22 protein-coding genes and 1 pseudogene are annotated in these 17,615 nt (G+C 58.8%); 12 read left to right on the forward strand and 11 right to left on the reverse strand.

Annotated features, from left to right (window positions below; genetic code table 11):
- Positions 1 to 237 precede the first annotated feature (237 nt).
- Entirely contained in the window at positions 238 to 747 is a 510-nt protein-coding gene (locus tag K1X12_RS12705) for a DUF1993 domain-containing protein (protein WP_220987941.1), read from the reverse strand.
- Positions 744 to 1,811 carry a M28 family peptidase gene (locus tag K1X12_RS12710; protein ID WP_220987942.1) on the reverse strand — a complete coding sequence of 356 codons (1,068 nt, stop codon included), beginning with the start codon at positions 1,809 to 1,811 and terminating at the stop codon, positions 744 to 746. The genes K1X12_RS12705 and K1X12_RS12710 overlap by 4 nt, the downstream gene beginning before the upstream one ends.
- A gap of 64 nt (positions 1,812 to 1,875) precedes the next feature.
- Between K1X12_RS12710 and K1X12_RS12715 the strand changes: the two genes are divergently transcribed.
- The 4 genes from K1X12_RS12715 (at position 1,876) to K1X12_RS12730 (ending at position 5,377) form a co-directional block, all read left to right on the forward strand.
- Entirely contained in the window at positions 1,876 to 2,106 is a 231-nt protein-coding gene (locus tag K1X12_RS12715; protein ID WP_220987943.1) for a BolA/IbaG family iron-sulfur metabolism protein, read from the forward strand.
- 80 nt (positions 2,107 to 2,186) lie between these two features.
- On the forward strand, positions 2,187 to 4,034 hold the full coding sequence (locus K1X12_RS12720) for a M2 family metallopeptidase (RefSeq protein ID WP_220987944.1): 1,848 nt from the start codon (positions 2,187 to 2,189) through the stop codon (positions 4,032 to 4,034).
- Positions 4,028 to 4,531, forward strand: coding sequence for a hypothetical protein (locus K1X12_RS12725; RefSeq protein WP_220987945.1), 504 nt, complete (start codon positions 4,028 to 4,030; stop codon positions 4,529 to 4,531). The genes K1X12_RS12720 and K1X12_RS12725 overlap by 7 nt, the downstream gene beginning before the upstream one ends.
- Positions 4,532 to 5,005: 474 nt before the next feature.
- Positions 5,006 to 5,377: a hypothetical protein gene (locus tag K1X12_RS12730; protein ID WP_220987946.1), complete on the forward strand. Its 372-nt coding sequence runs from the start codon at positions 5,006 to 5,008 to the stop codon at positions 5,375 to 5,377.
- Here the strand turns inward: K1X12_RS12730 and K1X12_RS12735 are convergent.
- Together K1X12_RS12735 and K1X12_RS12740 are read right to left on the reverse strand one after the other, a co-directional pair.
- On the reverse strand, positions 5,358 to 5,747 hold the full coding sequence (locus K1X12_RS12735; RefSeq protein WP_220987947.1) for a hypothetical protein: 390 nt from the start codon (positions 5,745 to 5,747) through the stop codon (positions 5,358 to 5,360). The two genes, K1X12_RS12730 and K1X12_RS12735, sit on opposite strands and share 20 nt — an antisense overlap.
- On the reverse strand, positions 5,747 to 6,298 hold the full coding sequence (locus K1X12_RS12740; RefSeq protein ID WP_220987948.1) for a Panacea domain-containing protein: 552 nt from the start codon (positions 6,296 to 6,298) through the stop codon (positions 5,747 to 5,749). The genes K1X12_RS12735 and K1X12_RS12740 overlap by 1 nt, the downstream gene beginning before the upstream one ends.
- 107 nt (positions 6,299 to 6,405) lie before the next feature.
- On the opposite strand from K1X12_RS12740, the pseudogene K1X12_RS17225 reads away from it, so the two are divergent.
- The 3 genes and pseudogenes from K1X12_RS17225 to grxD form a co-directional block, all read left to right on the forward strand.
- Positions 6,406 to 6,480 (forward strand): annotated as a pseudogene (locus tag K1X12_RS17225) (hypothetical protein); the annotation flags it as partial.
- Positions 6,481 to 6,494: 14 nt separating this feature from the next.
- Positions 6,495 to 7,262: a hypothetical protein gene (locus tag K1X12_RS12750; RefSeq protein ID WP_220987949.1), complete on the forward strand. Its 768-nt coding sequence runs from the start codon at positions 6,495 to 6,497 to the stop codon at positions 7,260 to 7,262.
- Between the two features lie 557 nt (positions 7,263 to 7,819).
- Complete coding sequence (gene grxD, locus K1X12_RS12755; protein ID WP_220987950.1) at positions 7,820 to 8,158, forward strand: Grx4 family monothiol glutaredoxin; 339 nt, start codon at positions 7,820 to 7,822, stop codon at positions 8,156 to 8,158.
- Positions 8,159 to 8,162: 4 nt separating this feature from the next.
- Here the strand turns inward: grxD and K1X12_RS12760 are convergent, their stop codons facing one another.
- Positions 8,163 to 8,564 carry a hypothetical protein gene (locus tag K1X12_RS12760; protein ID WP_220987951.1) on the reverse strand — a complete coding sequence of 134 codons (402 nt, stop codon included), beginning with the start codon at positions 8,562 to 8,564 and terminating at the stop codon, positions 8,163 to 8,165.
- 44 nt (positions 8,565 to 8,608) lie between these two features.
- Here K1X12_RS12760 and rimO point away from each other — a divergent pair, with 44 nt between their 5' ends.
- Positions 8,609 to 9,964, forward strand: a complete 1,356-nt coding sequence (rimO, locus tag K1X12_RS12765) for a 30S ribosomal protein S12 methylthiotransferase RimO (protein WP_220987952.1) — start codon at positions 8,609 to 8,611, stop codon at positions 9,962 to 9,964.
- On the opposite strand, the gene K1X12_RS12770 is transcribed toward rimO, so the two are convergent.
- Positions 9,946 to 10,272 (reverse strand): hypothetical protein, encoded by a 327-nt coding sequence (locus tag K1X12_RS12770; RefSeq protein ID WP_220987953.1) that lies wholly within the window; start codon positions 10,270 to 10,272, stop codon positions 9,946 to 9,948. The two genes, rimO and K1X12_RS12770, sit on opposite strands and share 19 nt — an antisense overlap.
- A gap of 18 nt (positions 10,273 to 10,290) precedes the next feature.
- Here K1X12_RS12770 and K1X12_RS17230 point away from each other — a divergent pair, with 18 nt between their 5' ends.
- Positions 10,291 to 10,554: a helix-turn-helix domain-containing protein gene (locus K1X12_RS17230; protein ID WP_369426168.1), complete on the forward strand. Its 264-nt coding sequence runs from the start codon at positions 10,291 to 10,293 to the stop codon at positions 10,552 to 10,554.
- 84 nt (positions 10,555 to 10,638) lie between these two features.
- On the forward strand, positions 10,639 to 11,568 hold the full coding sequence (locus tag K1X12_RS12780; protein WP_220987955.1) for a GIN domain-containing protein: 930 nt from the start codon (positions 10,639 to 10,641) through the stop codon (positions 11,566 to 11,568).
- Positions 11,569 to 11,588: 20 nt separating this feature from the next.
- On the opposite strand, the gene K1X12_RS12785 is transcribed toward K1X12_RS12780, so the two are convergent.
- Together K1X12_RS12785 and rpsD are read right to left on the reverse strand one after the other, a co-directional pair.
- Complete coding sequence (locus K1X12_RS12785; protein ID WP_220987956.1) at positions 11,589 to 12,413, reverse strand: polyphosphate kinase 2 family protein; 825 nt, start codon at positions 12,411 to 12,413, stop codon at positions 11,589 to 11,591.
- Between the two features lie 75 nt (positions 12,414 to 12,488).
- Positions 12,489 to 13,106 (reverse strand): 30S ribosomal protein S4, encoded by a 618-nt coding sequence (gene rpsD / locus K1X12_RS12790; protein ID WP_220987957.1) that lies wholly within the window; start codon positions 13,104 to 13,106, stop codon positions 12,489 to 12,491.
- 174 nt (positions 13,107 to 13,280) lie between these two features.
- Here rpsD and K1X12_RS12795 point away from each other — a divergent pair, with 174 nt between their 5' ends.
- Positions 13,281 to 14,102, forward strand: a complete 822-nt coding sequence (locus K1X12_RS12795) for an SDR family NAD(P)-dependent oxidoreductase (RefSeq protein ID WP_220987958.1) — start codon at positions 13,281 to 13,283, stop codon at positions 14,100 to 14,102.
- Here K1X12_RS12795 and K1X12_RS12800 read toward each other — a convergent pair.
- The 3 genes from K1X12_RS12800 to K1X12_RS12810 form a co-directional block, all read right to left on the reverse strand.
- A complete protein-coding gene (locus tag K1X12_RS12800) occupies positions 14,099 to 14,566 on the reverse strand; it encodes a cupin domain-containing protein (protein ID WP_220987959.1) in 468 nt (155 codons plus the stop codon). The two genes, K1X12_RS12795 and K1X12_RS12800, sit on opposite strands and share 4 nt — an antisense overlap.
- Positions 14,567 to 14,577: 11 nt before the next feature.
- Complete coding sequence (locus K1X12_RS12805) at positions 14,578 to 15,780, reverse strand: CaiB/BaiF CoA transferase family protein (RefSeq protein ID WP_220987960.1); 1,203 nt, start codon at positions 15,778 to 15,780, stop codon at positions 14,578 to 14,580.
- A gap of 79 nt (positions 15,781 to 15,859) precedes the next feature.
- A complete protein-coding gene (locus K1X12_RS12810) occupies positions 15,860 to 16,747 on the reverse strand; it encodes a GGDEF domain-containing protein (protein WP_220987961.1) in 888 nt (295 codons plus the stop codon).
- 574 nt (positions 16,748 to 17,321) lie between these two features.
- Between K1X12_RS12810 and groES the strand changes: the two genes are divergently transcribed.
- Positions 17,322 to 17,612 carry a co-chaperone GroES gene (groES, locus tag K1X12_RS12815; protein ID WP_220987962.1) on the forward strand — a complete coding sequence of 97 codons (291 nt, stop codon included), beginning with the start codon at positions 17,322 to 17,324 and terminating at the stop codon, positions 17,610 to 17,612.
- The last annotated feature ends 3 nt before the right edge of the window (positions 17,613 to 17,615 follow it).

Consider the following 17,615-nt stretch of genomic DNA (forward strand, 5'->3'; position numbering starts at 1 on the left):
GAAGATTTGGGTGACCGCCGTTCTGGCGGGGCACGCGAAGACAACGGACAGAAATCCTGTCCGGTTCCAGTGAAACTGCCGCAATCTGCATGTGTTGCATCCGCGCCACACCCCAGATTCAGTTAATCTTTTTGCGATCCGCCGGAATAAGGCATTGTTTCCAAACAAAAGCGGCGGCTGTTGCCAGCCGCCGCCTTCAGACCTGAATAGACCGCAATCTGATTAATTACGCAGATGTCACGCAGCCGGCACCAGGAAGTCGCGCTTTCCAAGCGCCACGCCCTGCTTGCGCAACAGGCCATACGCCATGGCGGCGTGAAAATGCAGGTTCGTCAGCACGAAACCGGAGAGATAGGCTTTCCCCTCCATCGGAACCGTGTTCGGCCCCATCGGGATTTGCAGCGTCACATCGGCATTGGCGTCAATCTTCGCGTCATCGACCGAATTGACGTAGGCAATCGCCTTCTCGCACCGCGCGATCAGCTCCGCAAAGCTCTGCTCCGTATCCGGAAAGCTCGGCATGTCGATCCCGGCAAGCCGGGCCGCGCCCCGCGCCACGGTATCGCAGGCAATCTGCACCTGCCGCGTCACATCAAACATATCCGGATAGAGCCGCGCGGAGAGGAGCACCCTATCCTCCACGTTCAGCGCCCGCGCATAGGCCTCGCCCTTGATGAGGATGCCCTTGAGCGCGCCCAGCGTCTGCGCGGTCGAGGCTTTCAGGATATAGGAGACCATGTTGGTCATTCGGCGTTTCCTTGTGGTTGATCTGTTGCTGCGGCCGGTTCCCGGCGCAGGGCATATATCTGGGGAAGCTCTGCGTCCGCTGCCAGTGCCGCCATGACCAGCGTGTCGGCCGCGCGCACATAGAAGTCGAGCGTCACATTGTCGAAGTCATCGGTCGGCTTGTGATAGTCAGGATGATCCTCCACCCCGAAATAGAGGATCGGAATGCCCGCCTGATGGAACACCGCATGGTCGGACTGCATCGTCCAGTCATTTGGCCCTTCTTCCGGCCGGTCATGCCCCATCAGCAGCGTTACGGGCGCGCCGGCCGCCACCTGGCTCACCATCTCCGCCAGTGCCGGCGTATGATACGTGCCCGACACATAAAGCTCGCCCACGTCAGACCGGCTCACCATGTCGAAGTTCAGATTCAGCGCCACGCGCGAGAGGTCAAACCCCTCCATCCGCGCCAACGCCCGCGCGCCGAGAAAGCCAATCTCCTCCCCGTCCAGCGCCGCAATGAAGATGTCGTGCTCGGGCTTGTGCAGCGCGAAATACTCCGCCACCGCCACCAGCGCCGCCGATCCCGACGCATTGTCGTCCGCGCCGTTGTAGATCTCGCCGCCCCGGATGCCGAGATGGTCGTAATGCGCCGTAATCAGCATGGCTGGTCCCGCGCCCGGCGTCTTGCCCGGGATCATGCCAACAAGGTTGGCCCCCTCGATCGGCGCGGCGTCCGCCTCACGCGGCACAATCGGGAAGCTGTGCGTGTAGGCCTGAAAGCCCGGCAATGGCAGCAGGCCGATTTCCTCGAACCGCTTGTGGATAAAACCGCGCGCCGCTTCGTTTCCGGCCGTGCCGCTCGCACGGCCCTCCAGCGCATCAGAGGAAAGCACCTGCGCCAGGTGCAGCATTTCCCCCGCATCGGCATAGACAGGATGATACGTCACGCCGGGCAATTCTTCGTCCCCGCGCGGCCAGAACAGCCAGACAGCCAGCATCACGGCTATCATCAGGCCGCCGCCCAGCAGCATGTCCCGGTTTGCGTAATGCCAGTGGGCTTTGTGGGGCTTCTTGTCGCTCATGCCTTGACCCTTACGCCGCGCCGCCGCATGTGCCTAGCCCACCGTCCCGCCGAGGAGAGCTGCCATGGGCATGAGCCGCGACACGCTGATGAAATACCTGACGGATGCCTTCCCCGAGGCTGAAATCACACTCACCGACCTCGCGGGCGACGACAATCACTGGCAGGCCGAAATCGTCAGCGCCAAATTCGCCGGCGTGCCCCGCGTGCGCCAACACCAGATGGTCTACGAAGCCCTGAAGGGCGACATGGGCGGCGTCCTCCACGCCCTCGCCCTCAAGACGCGCGCGCCCTGAGCGCCATCTTTTCCGTCACCGATTGACGTAGCGGCCGGTTCGCGGTCTCCTTGGGAAAGCATCCCTGGGAGGGCTCCATAATGATGCGTCAAATCCTGAAACCCGCCATGATAACGGCGAGCGCTGCGGCGCTTGCAGTCGCGCTCGCGTCCTGCGGACCTACCAAAACCAAGATCGACCCCGATGCCATCGCCATGGAAGAAAAGGCGATCGAGGCCCGCGCCTTCCTGAAGGACGCCGAAACACGCATCTCCGCCAAGAGCCATGAGGCCGCCCAGGCCTACTGGAACCAGGCCACCAACATTACCGACGAGACCAACGCCGCCGCCGCCTCGCAGGGCGCCGAGTTCACGAAACTCACCGTCAGCCTCGCCAACACCTCCAAGAAGTTCGATGTGAAGGAACTGCCCGCAGACGTTGCCCGCAAGATGCAGATCCTGCGCAGCGGCATCACCCTGCCAGCCCCCTCGCGCGACGGCACCGCCGAGGAGCTGGCCGACATCACCACCCGCCTCGACGCGACCTACTCGACCGGCAAGTTCCTCTATAATGGCCGCGAGATCGACCTGCTCGAAGCCTCCCGCATCATTCAGGACTCGCGCAATCCGGCTGAGCTCAAAGCCATGTGGGAAGGCTGGCATTCAATCGCCGCGCCCATGGCGCCCGACTATGCCCGCATGGTCACCATCGCCAATGAAGGCGCACGCGAGCTGGGCTATCCCAGCCTCGACCAAATGTGGCTGTCGAATTACGACATGCCGCCCGCCGAAATGGAAGCGGAAGTCCAACGCCTGTGGACGCAGGTGGAGCCCCTCTACAAGGAGCTTCACTGCTACGCGCGCACGCGCCTGAACAGCTATTATGGCGAGGCCGTCCAGCCCGCCACCGGCCCGATCCGAGCAGACCTGCTCGGCAATATGTGGGCGCAAAGCTGGTCGGGTGTTTACGACATCCTCAAGACCGACACGCCCAGCCCCAGCTATGATGTCACCCAGCGGCTTGTCGAACAGGGCTATACGCCGCTGAAGATGGTGCAGACCGGTGAAGCCTTCTTCACTTCACTTGGCCTGCAATCCCTCCCGGAAACCTTCTGGGAACGGTCGATGATCACCAAGCCGGAAGACCGCGAAGTCGTCTGCCATGCTTCGGCATGGGATCTCGATGACTTTGAGGATGTCCGTATCAAGATGTGTACGCAGGTGAATTCGGAAGACTTCTACACCGTGCACCACGAACTCGGGCACAACTACTACCAACTCGCCTACCGCTTCCAGGATTTCCTCTACAAGAACGGCGCCCATGACGGCTTCCATGAGGCCATCGGGGATTTCATCGCCCTGTCGATCACGCCGGAATATCTGGAACAGATCGGCCTCATCACGGCAGAGGAAAAGCCCGGCCCTGACGCCGATACGGCGCTCCTCCTGCGCACGGCGCTCGACAAGATCGCCTTCCTGCCCTTTGCCCTGTCAGTCGACAGCTGGCGCTGGGGCGTCCTCTCCGGCGATACCGCGCCGGAGCAATATAATCAGTCGTGGACGGACATTCGCCTGAAGAACCAGGGCATCATCCCGCCCGGCCCGCGCCCCGCGGATGCGTTCGATCCCGGCGCGAAATACCACATCCCCGGCAACACGCCTTACCTGCGCTACTTCCTCAGCTTCATCATGCAGTTCCAGTTCCACAAGGCAGCCTGCGAGCAGGCCGGCTGGGAAGGCCCGCTCCATCGCTGCTCCATTTATGGCAACAAGGAAGTTGGCCGCCGCTTCGAAGAAATGATGGAAGCCGGCATGTCCGAACCCTGGCCGGACACGCTGGAAAAATTCACCGGCACCCGCGAAATGGATGGCAGCGCCATCATCGAATATTTCGATCCGCTGATGGTTTATCTGAAGGAACAGAATGAGGGCCAGAGCTGCGGATGGTGAGCAGGAAAACAGGCAAGAAGACGCCGATAACCAGGCGCTGGTCTTTTCGGATCTTGGTTACCGGCGCGCTGCTTTGTCTTGGTATATATGTGTCTGATCCAATCGCCAGCCTTTGGGCGTGGATAACACTTTCACCGTCCGGGATGAATACGAGCATCGACCGGCATATGCGGGAAGTGCATTCGGACATCGAGTTTGCGTGCCTCTATACGGTCGATTGTGGCGGCGACACACACGGAATCCGGCGCCTGAACGCACTTTCTAAGAATGATATTTCCGCCATTAAGGACACTATATGGCGCCGGAAAGTTGAAGGGTACTGTCCGCAGGGAGGAGACAATTTCGTACTCAAGCACAGTGATCAGCGCGTCGATATTTTTGTGATGGGCGCGGGATGGGGCGGCGCAAAGGATATCGGCAACATCTACCGTTCAGAAGTTTGCGAGGCATCTTCAGCTTACTGGAGTCGTGAACAAGGTATCCTGCATCCTTTATAGGGCAACGTATCGAGGGTTTAAGAAGGGATAAGCCCCCCACCTTATCCACCACGCCCCACCCGCACCGGAAAACGCGCAACGATTACCTCCCCCCCCAAACCTCACCCCCCGTGTCATCCCGGCCAAGGCCGCGCAGCGGCCGCAGAGCCGGGACCTTCTCGAGGGCGCACGCAAGCGGAGAGAAGGTCCCGGATCGGCCCTGCGGGCCGTCCGGGATGACACCGCAGAAGGAAAACTTATCCGCCCTAGTGCTCCCATCCCGCAAACTCCCCTCATCCTCTCACAAGGAGCCGGGCCGGTACCGTTCGGTTTGTGAGGGGTCGCCCCGGAGGATGGGAGCGGTTGGGGCTAACGGTCCAGCCAATCCCTAGGGACGTTGATCCAGGTGAGCCGGACCAAAAAGCCCGGACTTCTGTAGCAAGCGCACCAACTTCGCGCCTTCCCTGAGTCTCCCTGATTTGGGATTCTCTGGCAATGACAGATCACGTTATTTCAGGGCTGGTACGGAAGCGCGCAGAGCTTGCCGGACAGATTGCCCAGCTACAAGAAGACCTGCGCCACATAGACGGGGCACTGATCGTCTTGGGCTATAGCAACCCGCAATCCATAGACGCCATCAAGCGCAGGCGGCTTCCTGCCATGTTCAGGGCTGGCGAGCTGATGCGCCTGGTTGGTGATGCCTTGAGAGAAGGGCACGCCAAGCCTCACCAGATCACGCTCTACGTCATGGAACGCAGGGGGATGGATCATCAGGACGTGGACTTGCTGGGCCGCGTGAAGGCCAGCGTGCGGGCTTGTGTGAAGCGGATGAATAGAAATAACAGACCTAACGCCCGATTGATTTGAGATACTTAAGTATGCGTTTTGGTATGTAGTCTGAGGCTTCGGCACCCTTGAGAATTTTCTCGACTAGCTCTTCGGACGCGGCGTCGCCGGGCGTGAAGTATCGAAGACCGACCATTTTCGTCAGTCGAGCAGAAACATGCACATCTGCCAACCTGTAGTTCATATAGCTTTTGTGCTTGATGAAAGGATGCTCCCCGACCTCAACAACGCAAGCCGGATCGAAATGGACGCCCTCATAAATGGACGTGACATTGACGAGCAGATGGCACCCTTGCTTGCACGCATCGTTCAGAATGAAGAAAAGATGTTTATCGTCTTTTATGTTGGACGGAATAAATAACGTCCCACACTTCGCTGGGACGTAGGTCATTAGTTCCTCGAAAGAGCAGCTCGAAGCCCGTACTCGGTATCAAGCCGACGAGCCATTTCATCCGCAGTTTCGGGCTTCAGAAACTTGAAAATTCTCTCTCTAGGAATTTCCTTCGAGCTGTCACCCGGATCTTCCCACTCAGGACAAATTTTATGTGTCAACTCGGCCAACTTGAAGCGGTCCATGTCGCCAAAAGTCGCCCAAACCTCTTCCAGAATCCGCTCTTCAAAGCGGCTTAATTGGTCGGAATCATCATCTGTCAACTTTCGGGCCAGCCCGACGGTATGTTTCTCAAGGTCAACAATTAAGTCATCCCATTGTTCGGACTCTGTTTCCCCTTTGATGAGATTGTAGGTCTCCGATACAACGGGACCAAACTTCATTGAGACGAACTTGTCGTACACAACTGGCGATCCAGACCGTTCCATACTGAGCCGGTCCGATAAATACATAAGCTTTACAAGCTTGAGAACATTGATCTTTCCGCCTGCTTTTAAACAAAAGAAGGCGGCGACCTGAGCTGATTTTTTGGGGTCAAATGAGGCTGGCATTGCCTGTTACATATAGCAACGCCTCCATTAACGGAATCGGAATTTTTGCAGTTAGGCCCGCTGCCAGTACCCCTTAAATACCCGGCTGACCGGCGCAGCCATCGCATTGCGGCTTTTCAGCCGCGTTCTTGCTGCAATGTCTGAAGGCGATCGGCTCTTCCACCCTGTCACTGGAAGTCTAGCAGCAATTTTCCTGATGCTGCTGGCTGCGGGCTTGGTGGGCCATAATAACCGCTATCATTCATTCGCGCCTGTTGTTCCTGATACTGATCTCAGCCAACAAATAGCCAACAACGGCGCCCAGCAAACCGAGCAATCCGCCGATCTGAAGGCCCAACAAAGCATGGCTCTGGCTGCCTGGGCCGCTGTTGGCGTAAGCGTTTGCGGGTTGGTGGGATTGTTCTTTACCGTCAGATACGCGCTCTTTGCTTGGAAGGCCGCTGAGAAATCCGCGAACGCCGATAACGAAGCCCTGATACTGACCAGAACCCAGCTTGATGAAGCTCGGGCGTTCAACATGGCCCAAACCCGAGCTTGGTTGTCGGTTCAAGATTTGACGGTTACGAACTTCTATGTCGGTGGGAAACCGAGATTTGAATTTTTGATACGAAATTCTGGCAACACTCCCGCCTATGAAGTTCGCTATATTGCTCAAGTTTTCCTGAGCGACCCGGCAAGTAAGCCAAAAATCAGGTTCTCTAATACTGATTGGCTCTCTAAGATGATTATTGCACCAGCTTATGCCAACACGGGGTACGTAGGCGGAACAATTGAAATGTCCCAATCCATTTATGATGGTATTATGAGCAAGAACATTGTCCCAGTTTTGGCCGGATATATCATTTATCGTGACGTGTTCAAAAAGCGTCGGTTTGTGACCTTTCAAGCCTACTTGGACCCAGAGCACATGGGAGATGGCATCGGCTTTTTGACACTGGCCGAAAAACATAATCACGCAAACTAGCAGCATCCCCCTAATCACGGGCGCCCCCGTTTGGGCTTGGTGCGCTTGCTACATAAGTCCGAAAAAGCCGGTAGAGAAACCCGACTGGCCCGCCTTCCCCGCAAGGAGAAGGCCACGAGAGTTGACGGGTTCCGAGGATCAGCAATCGCACTGCGATTGCCCGAGGGACAGGCAAGACCTGGCAGCGCCGAAGTCATCCCGATAACTGCCCGAAACTCCGGCGGCAGATGCGCGGCGGGCGAGGTGCCCACACCGCAAACACATTTTCTTTCCCGGGCGCCGCGGCGCCCGCCGCGCGAGGCTCCGCATCAGGAGCCAACACCTGCCCCAAACCCGGATGGCCCCGCCAGTCCGGCCAAACTCGCATGGAAACAAACATTGCACACACAGCCTGACATCTCACAAGCAAAGCGCAGGCGCAGGCGGGCTGAGACCGAAGAGCTCAGCAACACCGCCGAGCAAAAAAGGCAAAGCCAGTCCGGCCAATGGCATATGGAACCGCCCCTTGACCCCGCCCGCCCGCCGCATCACATGAACGCAAACGCGGAGATACCCACATGACCGACCAGGCAACCCTCGACGCCATCGACAAGGCCGTCAAAGAAAACGACGTTGTCCTCTTCATGAAGGGCACGCCGACCTTCCCGCAATGCGGCTTCTCCTCGGTCGTGGTCCAGATTCTGGACTATCTGGGCGTCGAATATGTCGCCACCAACGTGCTGGCCGATCAGGCCGTGCGCGAAGGCATCAAGGCCTATACGAACTGGCCAACCATTCCGCAGCTCTATGTGAAGGGCGAATTCGTCGGCGGCTGCGACATTATCAAGGAAATGTTCGAGAATGGCGAGCTCCGCGACCTGATGGCCGAAAAAGGCATCGCGCTCGAAACCGAGTAACTGGTCAGCCAAAAAAGTAGAAATACGCCAGTATCAGCAACGGGATGACCGACATTCCGAACAGGTTGCGCGTGAACACATAAGTGCCCACCCACCGTTCGGTCTCGGCGTCCTCTGCCGGCTTGGTGTGGGTCACCATCTCGACATTGTCGCCCTTGATGACGGTCTCGTCTTTCAGGATGTACTTCTGGAGCGAGCCCTCGGTCAGCAGCGCGCCAAAGTAAAACAGGGCGCTGAACGTGATCGCAGCAAAGGCGAAGGCCAGCGCCGCCGTCGCCACCTCCGGCGCCCGGAACACATCCATCATCCATCCCGCCCCGGCAAAAACAATGACGCCGGCCATGATGGCGACCAGCCGCAAGCGGCGCAGTCTCGCAAAATCCGGCGTTGACGGTGGCTTCTCCATGAGCCTTCTTCCCCAAACCCCAGTTTCATTATAGCAGGGCGCGCATGACGATAACACCCTCCGCCCCCGCCCCGATCCGCCCCACAAAGGCGCCCAAAGTCGGCATCGTGTCCCTTGGCTGCCCCAAGGCGCTGGTCGATTCCGAGCGGATCATCACCCGCCTCCGGGCTGAAGGCTACCAGATTGCACCCGACTATTCCGGCGCAGACCTCGTACTGGTGAACACCTGCGGCTTCCTCGACTCCGCCCGCGATGAAAGCCTCTCGGCCATCGGTGAGGCAATCGAAGCCAATGGCCGCGTCATCGTCACCGGTTGCCTCGGCGCCGAGCCCGAAGTAATCGAGAAAGCACACCCCAAGGTGCTCGCCGTTACCGGCCCCCATCAATACGAAGCGGTCATGGACGCGGTGCATACGCACCTGACGCCGCCGCACAATCCGCACCTCGACCTCGTGCCCGAAAGCGGCCTGCGGCTCACCCCGCGCCATTATGCGTACCTGAAGATCTCCGAAGGCTGCAACAACCGCTGCAGCTTCTGCATCATCCCCAAACTACGCGGCGATCTTGTCTCCCGCCCGATCCACCATGTCCTCTCCGAGGCAGAAAAGCTGGTGGCGGCGGGCGTCAAGGAACTCCTGGTGATCAGCCAAGACACCTCCGCCTACGGACTGGATGTGAAATACAAGCCGGAAACCTGGCGCGGCGGAGAATACCAGACCCGCTTCCTTGATCTCGCCAAAGGCCTCGGCAGCCTCGGCGTGTGGACGCGGATGCACTATGTGTACCCCTATCCCCACGTCGATAATGTCATCCCGCTGATGGCAGACGGCCTGATCACGCCCTATCTCGACATTCCCTTCCAGCATGCCTCCGCCAATGTGCTGAAGGCGATGAAACGCCCCGGCAATCAGGACAAGGTCCTGAGCCGCATCCAGAAATGGCGCGAGCAGGTTCCAGACCTGGCCATCCGTTCGACCTTCATCGTCGGCTTTCCCGGCGAGACGGAAGAAGACTTCCAGGTCCTGCTCGACTTCATCCGCGAAGCAAAAATCGACCGTGCAGGCTGCTTCAAGTACGAGAACGTTGCCCATGCCGAAAGCGGCAAGCTGGAAGGCCACGTTCCGGAAGACGTGAAGGAAGACCGCTGGCACCGCTTCATGGCGGCGCAGGCAGAAGTATCCGCCGCCCGCGCCGAAGCGCAGGTCGGCCGCACACTGGACGTGATCATTGATGGCCCCGGCGAAGAGACCGGCGAAATGATCGGCCGCACGCAGGCCGACGCGCCGGAAGTCGACGCCGTCGTCTATCTTGACAATGCGAGCCACCTGAAGCCGGGCGAAATCATCAAGGCCGAAATCACCGGCGCCGACGATTACGACCTCTACGGCACACCTGCCTGAACTTTCAGCCAGGCGCCTTCCTGCTGGCCGCGGCTGGCTCGCTCGATGAGCGCCTGGATGCGAACCGCATCTATGTCCGCGACGGCAAGTTCCGGACGTCGGCAGGTATTTCTGCAGGCATCGACCTTGCCTTGGCAATTGTGGAAGATGATCTCGGACCGGATGTCGCTCAAAGAGCGGCGCGCGAACTCGGCATTCATCAGCGGCGGCATGGCGACCAATCCCAGTTCTCGGTGATGCAAGATGTTCACCGGGCCAACGGAAAGTTCGACGTATTGATCGACTGAGTCCGCGCCAACCTTTCGCATGACATCCGTGTAGAAACTATCGCGGAAAATGCGGGAATGAGCCCGCAAAATTTTGCGCGGGTTTTCAGATCAGAAGTCGGAACAACGCCCGCTCGGTTTGTTGAAAAACTCCGCCTGGAAGCGGCCCGGCAAGGCGTTGAAAGAACGTCGCTGTCTCTTCAGCAGATTGCATCGGAAACCGGGTTTGGCGACCCGGAAAGAATGCGGCTCGCCTTTCTACGGGTCTATGGACAGCCCCCCATGGTCCTGCGACGCCAAAGCAAGAGGGATACAAATTTCTGAAAATTATCGAAAAACAACGATTGACTTATCGTATTTCGATAACAATATGGACTTCAAGTTACTTCCACCCCCAAGGAGGCCAGAATGTTGAAACCCCTCGCCACTACCGCTGCCATCGCCCTCATCGCGGCTCCCCTCGCCTTTGCTGGCACCAAATCCGTCGACACACGCAATTTCGATCAAATCGAAGTCAAAGGCGCGATGACCCTGATTTATACGCCAGGCCCAAGCACTTCGGTCTCGATCGAAACCGATGGCAACGACTTTTCCGACGCGGATGTATCCGTAGACGGAGATACTTTGGTGATTACGCGCAAAAGCCTGGAAAAGCGTGGCCTGTTCGGCAACGGCGCAAGCCTGAAGGTGTCGAACGACGGCAAGAGCGTCAAGGTCAATGGCAAGAAAGTGCCCGCCTACACCGTTCGCGTCACCAGCCCCGATTTGGAAAGCGTTCGGGTGGCACAATCCTCGCGAGCCGATGTAAGCGGCGTCGACGCTGAAAGCTTCACCGCCCGTACTTCATCTGCCGCAAAGCTGACCCTGTCCGGGCGCGCCAACGATGCGGAGATTGCCGCCTCTTCCTCTGGCGAAATCTACGCGTCGGAATTTGAAGCCCGCACTCTGGACGTGGACGCCTCTTCGTCTGGTGAAGTGGAAATCGCGGTCGCCGGCACTGGCGAAGTTGAAGCTTCGTCGTCTTCCTCCGGTGAGATCTCGATCCGCTCCCTGAACGCCGCAAACTTCACTGTGAACTCGTCGAGCGGCGGCGAAGTAAGCCTTGCCGGCGCCTGTGGCCGGATCAGCATCAGCGCTTCGTCCGGCGCAGACGTGGACGCAAGTGCCCTCAAATGTGAAGTTGCCACAGCCCAAGCCTCCAGCGGCGCCGACATTGAGGCCTTCGCCTCTGTATCGGCAACCGGCTCAGCTTCCAGCGGCGGTGACATCAGCTTTGAAGGCCGCCCCGCCGAGCAGCAGGCGAACAAGTCCAGCGGCGGCGACGTGACTTTCAACTAACGCCGCGCCTGGCCGAAAAGTCAGATTTCATAAGACCCCGGATCATGTCCGGGGTCTTTCCATTTGAGGTCCATCTCTTCGAGTGCTCCGCGAACGAGGCGTGCGATCATGGCGTTCCGGCGCGTGCGGCTGTCTGCGGGGATGATGTGCCAGGGCGCGTGCTTGGTGGAGCAGCGATTGATCGCTGTCTCATACGCGTCCATGAATTGCGGCCACAGCGCACGGTCGTCCAGATCCCCCGGATTGAACTTCCAGAGCTTATGCTCCTCCTGCAGACGTTCCTTCAGCCGGACGCCCTGCTCCTCATGCCCTATATTCAGCATGCATTTGACGATGACGTAGCCGTTCTCGGTTAGGTGTTTTTCGAAGGCGTTGATCTGATCGTAGCGCTGCTCGATGTCTGCTGCAGGCGCAAGGCTGCGGACCTTGGCGACCAGAACATCTTCATAGTGCGAACGATCAAAGATGCCGACATGCCCGCGCCGGGGCACCGCGTTGTGCACGCGCCACAGATAATCCCGCGCCAGCTCCTCGCTGCTGGGCGCCTTGAACGCCTTCACTTCCATCCCCAGTGGCGTGGTATCTTTGAAGACGGATTTGATTGTTCCGGACTTGCCGGCCGTATCCATCCCCTGCAGCACGACGAGCAGCGCACGCTTCCCTTCGGCGTAGAGCTTGTCCTTCAGCTCGTTGATGCAGGCCGCATCCTTCTTGAGGCTGGTCTCGGCCTCCTCCTTGTTCGGGAACAGCGCCTTGTCTTCAGTGGAAAGGTCCTTAAGCACAAAAGGCTTACCTGGGCGTGCAATCAGCGCCTTGCGGACGTCAGCGATAGTCGGAATGGCCAAGAATATCTCCCGGAATAAGAAAAGGCCGCACCAGTCTGGCGCGGCCTTCCCAAAAGTTCAAGAAATTCAGTCGCCTTACGACGAATAGAACTCGACCACCTGGGCCGGTTCCATTTTCACCGGATACGGCACATCGGCGAGAGCCGGGATGCGCTTATAGGTGGCAGTCATCGCTTTGGGGTCGACTTCCACATAATCCGGAATGTCACGCTCGGGGCTGCCGAGCGCTTCGAGCACGAGGGCCAGGTTACGCGATTTTTCGCGGACCTGAACAACGTCGCCCGGTTTCAGGCGAGCCGAACCGATGTTGCAGCGGCGACCGTTCACCGTCACGTGACCGTGGTTGATGAACTGACGAGCCGCAAACACGGTCGGCACGAACTTGGCGCGGTAGACGACGGCATCGAGGCGCGATTCCAGAAGGCCGATGAGGTTTTCAGCCGTGTTGCCTTTTTGGCGCGCGGCTTCCTCATAAACTTTCAGGAACTGTTTCTCGGTGACGTCACCGTAGTAAGCCTTCAGCTTCTGCTTCGCCATGAGCTGCATACCAAAGTCAGAGACTTTGTTACGACGGTTCTGGCCATGTTGGCCCGGCTTGTAGTTGCGCTTGTTGAAGGGAGACTTGGGGCGGCCCCAGATGTTCTCACCGACGCGACGGTCGATCTTGTATTTCGCACTATGGCGACGAGACATATCAATGTCCTTCATTCTTGACGCGGGCCGGTGGACTGCTGCTCAAGAAAAGAGCCCACGATTACAACGGCGGCACCGCATCACCCCGTCATGAAGCGGCGGGTAAAACACCAATATCCCCCTCGCGTCAAGCACGGAGACTGTTAGTATTTCCCGCAAAAATGGGAGGAATCAATGACATCGGTTAATGGCAAGGTCGCAATCGTTACGGGCGGCGCGAGTGGGATCGGTCGTTCGACAGCGTTGATGCTGGCGCGAGACGGCGCCGCCGTCATGGTAACGGACATCGACGAGGCTGGCGCAAAGGCCGTCGCCGCGGAAATCGGCAAGACTGGTGGCAAAGCTGCTGCCTTGAAGCAGGATGTAACTGATGAGGCCCTGTGGGACAGCGTCTTTGCCGATACCAGCGCCCTGCTCGGTGCCCCCTCTATCCTGATCAATAATGCCGGCATCGCGATCGGCGGCGCAATCATGGACTTCACGCTGGCCGACTGGCGCAAGCAGATGGAAGTGAACACTGACAGCGTGTTCCTGGGCACCCGCGCAGCCATGCGCACAATGAAGGGCACCGGCGGAGGCTCCATCGTAAACCTCTCCTCCGTCGCGGGCCTGCGCGGCGCACCCGGCGCCAGCGCATATTGCGCATCGAAAGGCGCGGTTCGGTTGTTCACCAAGGCCGCTGCGATGGAATGCGCACAGCTCGGGCTGAATATCCGAGTGAATTCGGTGCATCCCGGCATCATCGACACCCCGATCTGGCAGAAATCGCTGACCCGGATGACCGAAACGATGCAGAAAGAACAATCCGCCATGCTGACAGCGGCGCATGGTGGCAACGGGCTAGATCCCAACCTCATCGCGGCAGGAAGCGCGCCCCTTGGACGCCCAGGCACACCAGAAGAAGTGGCCGAACTTATCACGTTCCTGGCCTCAGACGCCGCGAGCTACATCACCGGCCACGAGTACGTCGTCGATGGGGGAATGACGGCGCGCTAGAACGGCGTGCCATCCTTACGCGTGTAATTCGGAGAAGCGTCGGAGTATCGGCTCGGGTGCAGATGCATGTCGATGTCGGAGTATCCGCACGCGTCCTTGTCATCCCGCGATCCGGCGATGAGCAGCTTTGCCGGGGCATCACTTTCATTGATGAAGTGGTGCCCGTTCCGGCTGCCCGCAGGAAATCCCGCACAATCGCCCGCCCGCATAAGCTCGCGCCCTTCATCGGTGACCATAACGACCTCACCTTCGAGCACCCAGACGAACTCGTCCTCATGCGTGTGCCAATGGCGCTGTGAAGACCATACGCCAGGGTCCAGCGTGAGTAGATTTACACCAAATTGAGTAAGCCCTGCGGCATTACCCAAGGCGCGCCAATGGCGGTCCCTGCAAGGTTCTCCATAGGGGGCAGGATAACGCGTGCCTTTGCCTTCGGGGACCGTCGAGATGTCGATTTTCGGCATGGCTTGCCCTCCTAAACGATGCCACTCGCGCGAAGCTTGGCAATTTGGTCCGGCGTCAAATCCAGCAGCTCCGTGAGCACCTCTTCAGTGTGCTGACCGATCTCCTCCGGCCCCGCCCAGCGAACACGCCCCGGCGTCGCGGAAAGCTTCGGAAACACATTCTGTTGGCGAATGCCAGGCCACTTCTCGCTCGGCACTTCAGTAAGCGAATCCCTCGCCGCATAGTGTGGATCAGACAGCATATCGGCTGCGCGATAGACCTTCCCGACCGGCACACCGTTTTCGATCATGATGCGCTCGATTTCGTCGATCGTGTAGGCGCTCGCCCATTTCTGGATCAGATCGTCAAGCTGCGCCTGATTTTTCCCGCGCGCGACATGTGTCTTGTAATCGGGATGATCCTTCAGGTCTGGCTGGCCAATCGCAGCACAGAGCCGGGCAAACACCGTATCCTGATTGGCGGCAATGATGACCATGCCGTCGCTGCCTTCATAGATGTTCGACGGCGCGATATTTGGAAGGATCGAGCCGGAGCGCTCTCTTGTGTAGCCTTCAAACTGATACTCGGGGACGAGCGCCTCCATTACCCCGAGTACGGACTCATAGATGGTCGCATCAATCATCTGGCCTTCACCCGTTTTCTCGCGGTGATGCAACGCCGCCAGCGCGCCAACGGCCGCGAAGATGCCCGCCAGGCTGTCACCCAGTGAGATGCCCGCGCGTGAGGGGCGCCGGTCCGCCTCGCCCATGACATACCGCAGGCCGCCCAATGCTTCACCTACAGAAGCGTATCCAGCGCGCGATGCGTAAGGCCCGGTCTGGCCATAGCCCGACACTCGGATCATGATCAGCCGCGGATTGATCTTGCGCAGCTCGTCATATCCGAGGCCCCATTTTTCGAGCGTTCCCGGCCTGAAATTCTCAAGCAGGAAATCGGCCTGCGCGACGAGTTGTTTCAGAATTTCCTGACCTTGTTTCTCGCGCAGATTTGCGGTCACACAGCGCTTGCCGCGCGCGACGACGGACCACCACAAGGGAAAGCCCTCCCGCCCCCAATCGCGGAGTGGATCGCCCTGGCCGGGCGGCTCGACCTTGATTACGTCGGCGCCCATATCGGCAAAGATCTGACCACAGAACGGGCCGGCAATCAGCTGCCCAAGTTCAATGACGCGTAGATCGGTCAGCGGACCGGTGCGCGGAAGCGGCGATGACATGGATTTCCTCCGGAATGCGCCTCTGTTCCCAATCAGGAAAACAGCCTGGCAGCAAGCCGGAGATCAGGTAGACCTTGCGTCAGCGAACCCCGATGCGGCGGCGGGCGGGCTCACCGGACCCATCATTTGCGGGAGGCGGCGGAACCGGCTTCTCATTCAGCACCTTCCCGCGGCTGCCAATCCGGCGACGGATTGGAAGTGTCGTCACGACGGGCGGAACCACGCCTTCAGGCACTTCTCGGCAGATGACCTGATTGCGGCCTGATCGCTTCACTTCATACAGCGCGCCATCCGCACATTCGATGGCGGCGTCCAGCGACGTTTCCGGGCTCATCATGCAGAAGCCGAAGCTTGCAGTTACGGAAACATCCTTGTCATTGACGTCAATGGCGGTGTCTTCAATCCGCCGGCGTAACCGCTCGCAAACCGAAGCCGCCTGCTCCTCGGAAACGCCACTCAGCAGCACCACGAATTCTTCGCCACCCCAGCGGCCAAGGCGATCAAACGGGCCGCGCAGCTCCGAATGGGCGATTGCTGCGATTTCACGAAGCACAAGATCTCCACCGGCGTGCCCATAGAGATCATTCACTTCCTTGAAGTGATCGAGGTCTATCAACACGACAGCGGCGCTCTGCTTTGTGCGGCGCATACGGGCGCGCTCTTCCTCGGCGGCGTGAATGAAAAAGCGCCGATTCAGCAAGCCCGTCAGCGCATCCGTCCAAGCCATCTCTTCGAGCCGGCGCTGATAGGAGCGCATGTGAAAGTCATGCAGCGACGCAATGATAGCCGTTGGCACCGCCACGCAGCCCGACACAAACAGGTTTAACCGGACATAGGACCCGATATCTGTCGGCAGGCCGAGCTTGAAGAAAAACAGCGAGACCGTAAACGACAGCGAAAGCGCCGTGCACGCGACAAGCATGAAAAAGTTCAGCGCGCTCCAGATCTCACTGCGTGCAGTCGTCATTTGCCCGGCTCCTCCTGGCGGCTGATCGCATGTGTTTAACTCAGGAGTTTTGATTTCCGCCTTGCGCGTGCGTTTCAGTTATCGATTGCAATGCAAGGCTGCGTTTACCAAAACCGCCTCAATGCGGTTCTGTCCTGCCACCTGAAGATCGCCTTCCGCCAAGCCTCGGCCGTCAAAAGAAAGATAGAATCCGAACGATCGCCCGCCACGCTCAACCTAACGGTGCTGGCAGCATCACACCTCCCTCACCTCCCGCAACCCCGCCGCCGAGCGTTCAGGCAAACGCCAAATATGGCGGCAGCAACAGTCAAAAAATTCCAAGCCCGGATATTTCTTTCCCAAGGGAATTCAATGTACTGCGGTCGAATTTGACAGTCTTACGCTCTCCATGACGCCACTTCAAAAAACGTTCACCGTGTCCCCGTTGACGCCGCAGGGACTATTCCCTATCTCCGGCACGTCGTTAGCAGTCGGCTCGGGTGAGTGCTAACTGATGCGCGCTTCATGCGGCGCGACGGCCCGTCCGTCACTTTATCCAGTCCCGAGGAAGCTTTTGATCCAAGAGGCAGTGAACATGAAACTTCGTCCCCTGCATGACCGCGTTGTCGTGCGCCGCATCAAGGAAGAAGAGAAAACCAAGGGCGGGATCATCATCCCCGACAACGCCAAGGAAAAGCCGCAGGAAGGCATCGTTGTCGCTGTTGGCAACGGCGCTATCGGCGATGATAACGAGCGCGTTCCGCTCGACGTCAAAAAAGGCGACCGCGTTCTGTTCGGCAAATGGTCCGGCACCGAAGTGAAGATCGACGGTGAAGACCTGCTGATCATGAAAGAAAGCGACATCATGGGCGTTCTGGACAAGTAAGTC

The organism is Hyphomonas sediminis (genome assembly GCF_019679475.1).
In the GTDB taxonomy this organism is placed as follows: Bacteria; Pseudomonadota; Alphaproteobacteria; order Caulobacterales; family Hyphomonadaceae; genus Hyphomonas; species Hyphomonas sediminis.

Bases quoted from the DNA above. Each gene is read 5' to 3' on its own strand.
- K1X12_RS12720 (WP_220987944.1), top strand. From the start codon at position 2,187: ATGATGCGTCAAATCCTGAAACCCGCCATGATAACGGCGAGCGCTGCG.
- K1X12_RS12795 (WP_220987958.1), top strand. From the start codon at position 13,281: ATGACATCGGTTAATGGCAAGGTCGCAATCGTTACGGGCGGCGCGAGT.
- K1X12_RS12710 (WP_220987942.1), bottom strand. From the start codon at position 1,811: ATGAGCGACAAGAAGCCCCACAAAGCCCACTGGCATTACGCAAACCGG.
- K1X12_RS12810 (WP_220987961.1), bottom strand. From the start codon at position 16,747: ATGACGACTGCACGCAGTGAGATCTGGAGCGCGCTGAACTTTTTCATG.
- K1X12_RS12780 (WP_220987955.1), top strand. From the start codon at position 10,639: ATGTTGAAACCCCTCGCCACTACCGCTGCCATCGCCCTCATCGCGGCT.
- K1X12_RS12730 (WP_220987946.1), top strand. From the start codon at position 5,006: ATGACAGATCACGTTATTTCAGGGCTGGTACGGAAGCGCGCAGAGCTT.
- groES (WP_220987962.1), top strand. From the start codon at position 17,322: ATGAAACTTCGTCCCCTGCATGACCGCGTTGTCGTGCGCCGCATCAAG.
- grxD (WP_220987950.1), top strand. From the start codon at position 7,820: ATGACCGACCAGGCAACCCTCGACGCCATCGACAAGGCCGTCAAAGAA.
- K1X12_RS12750 (WP_220987949.1), top strand. From the start codon at position 6,495: ATGCTGCTGGCTGCGGGCTTGGTGGGCCATAATAACCGCTATCATTCA.
- K1X12_RS12800 (WP_220987959.1), bottom strand. From the start codon at position 14,566: ATGCCGAAAATCGACATCTCGACGGTCCCCGAAGGCAAAGGCACGCGT.
- K1X12_RS12805 (WP_220987960.1), bottom strand. From the start codon at position 15,780: ATGTCATCGCCGCTTCCGCGCACCGGTCCGCTGACCGATCTACGCGTC.
- K1X12_RS12705 (WP_220987941.1), bottom strand. From the start codon at position 747: ATGACCAACATGGTCTCCTATATCCTGAAAGCCTCGACCGCGCAGACG.
- K1X12_RS12735 (WP_220987947.1), bottom strand. From the start codon at position 5,747: ATGACCTACGTCCCAGCGAAGTGTGGGACGTTATTTATTCCGTCCAAC.
- K1X12_RS12740 (WP_220987948.1), bottom strand. From the start codon at position 6,298: ATGCCAGCCTCATTTGACCCCAAAAAATCAGCTCAGGTCGCCGCCTTC.
- K1X12_RS12715 (WP_220987943.1), top strand. From the start codon at position 1,876: ATGGGCATGAGCCGCGACACGCTGATGAAATACCTGACGGATGCCTTC.
- K1X12_RS12770 (WP_220987953.1), bottom strand. From the start codon at position 10,272: ATGCGAAAGGTTGGCGCGGACTCAGTCGATCAATACGTCGAACTTTCC.
- K1X12_RS12725 (WP_220987945.1), top strand. From the start codon at position 4,028: ATGGTGAGCAGGAAAACAGGCAAGAAGACGCCGATAACCAGGCGCTGG.
- rpsD (WP_220987957.1), bottom strand. From the start codon at position 13,106: ATGTCTCGTCGCCATAGTGCGAAATACAAGATCGACCGTCGCGTCGGT.
- rimO (WP_220987952.1), top strand. From the start codon at position 8,609: ATGACGATAACACCCTCCGCCCCCGCCCCGATCCGCCCCACAAAGGCG.
- K1X12_RS12760 (WP_220987951.1), bottom strand. From the start codon at position 8,564: ATGGAGAAGCCACCGTCAACGCCGGATTTTGCGAGACTGCGCCGCTTG.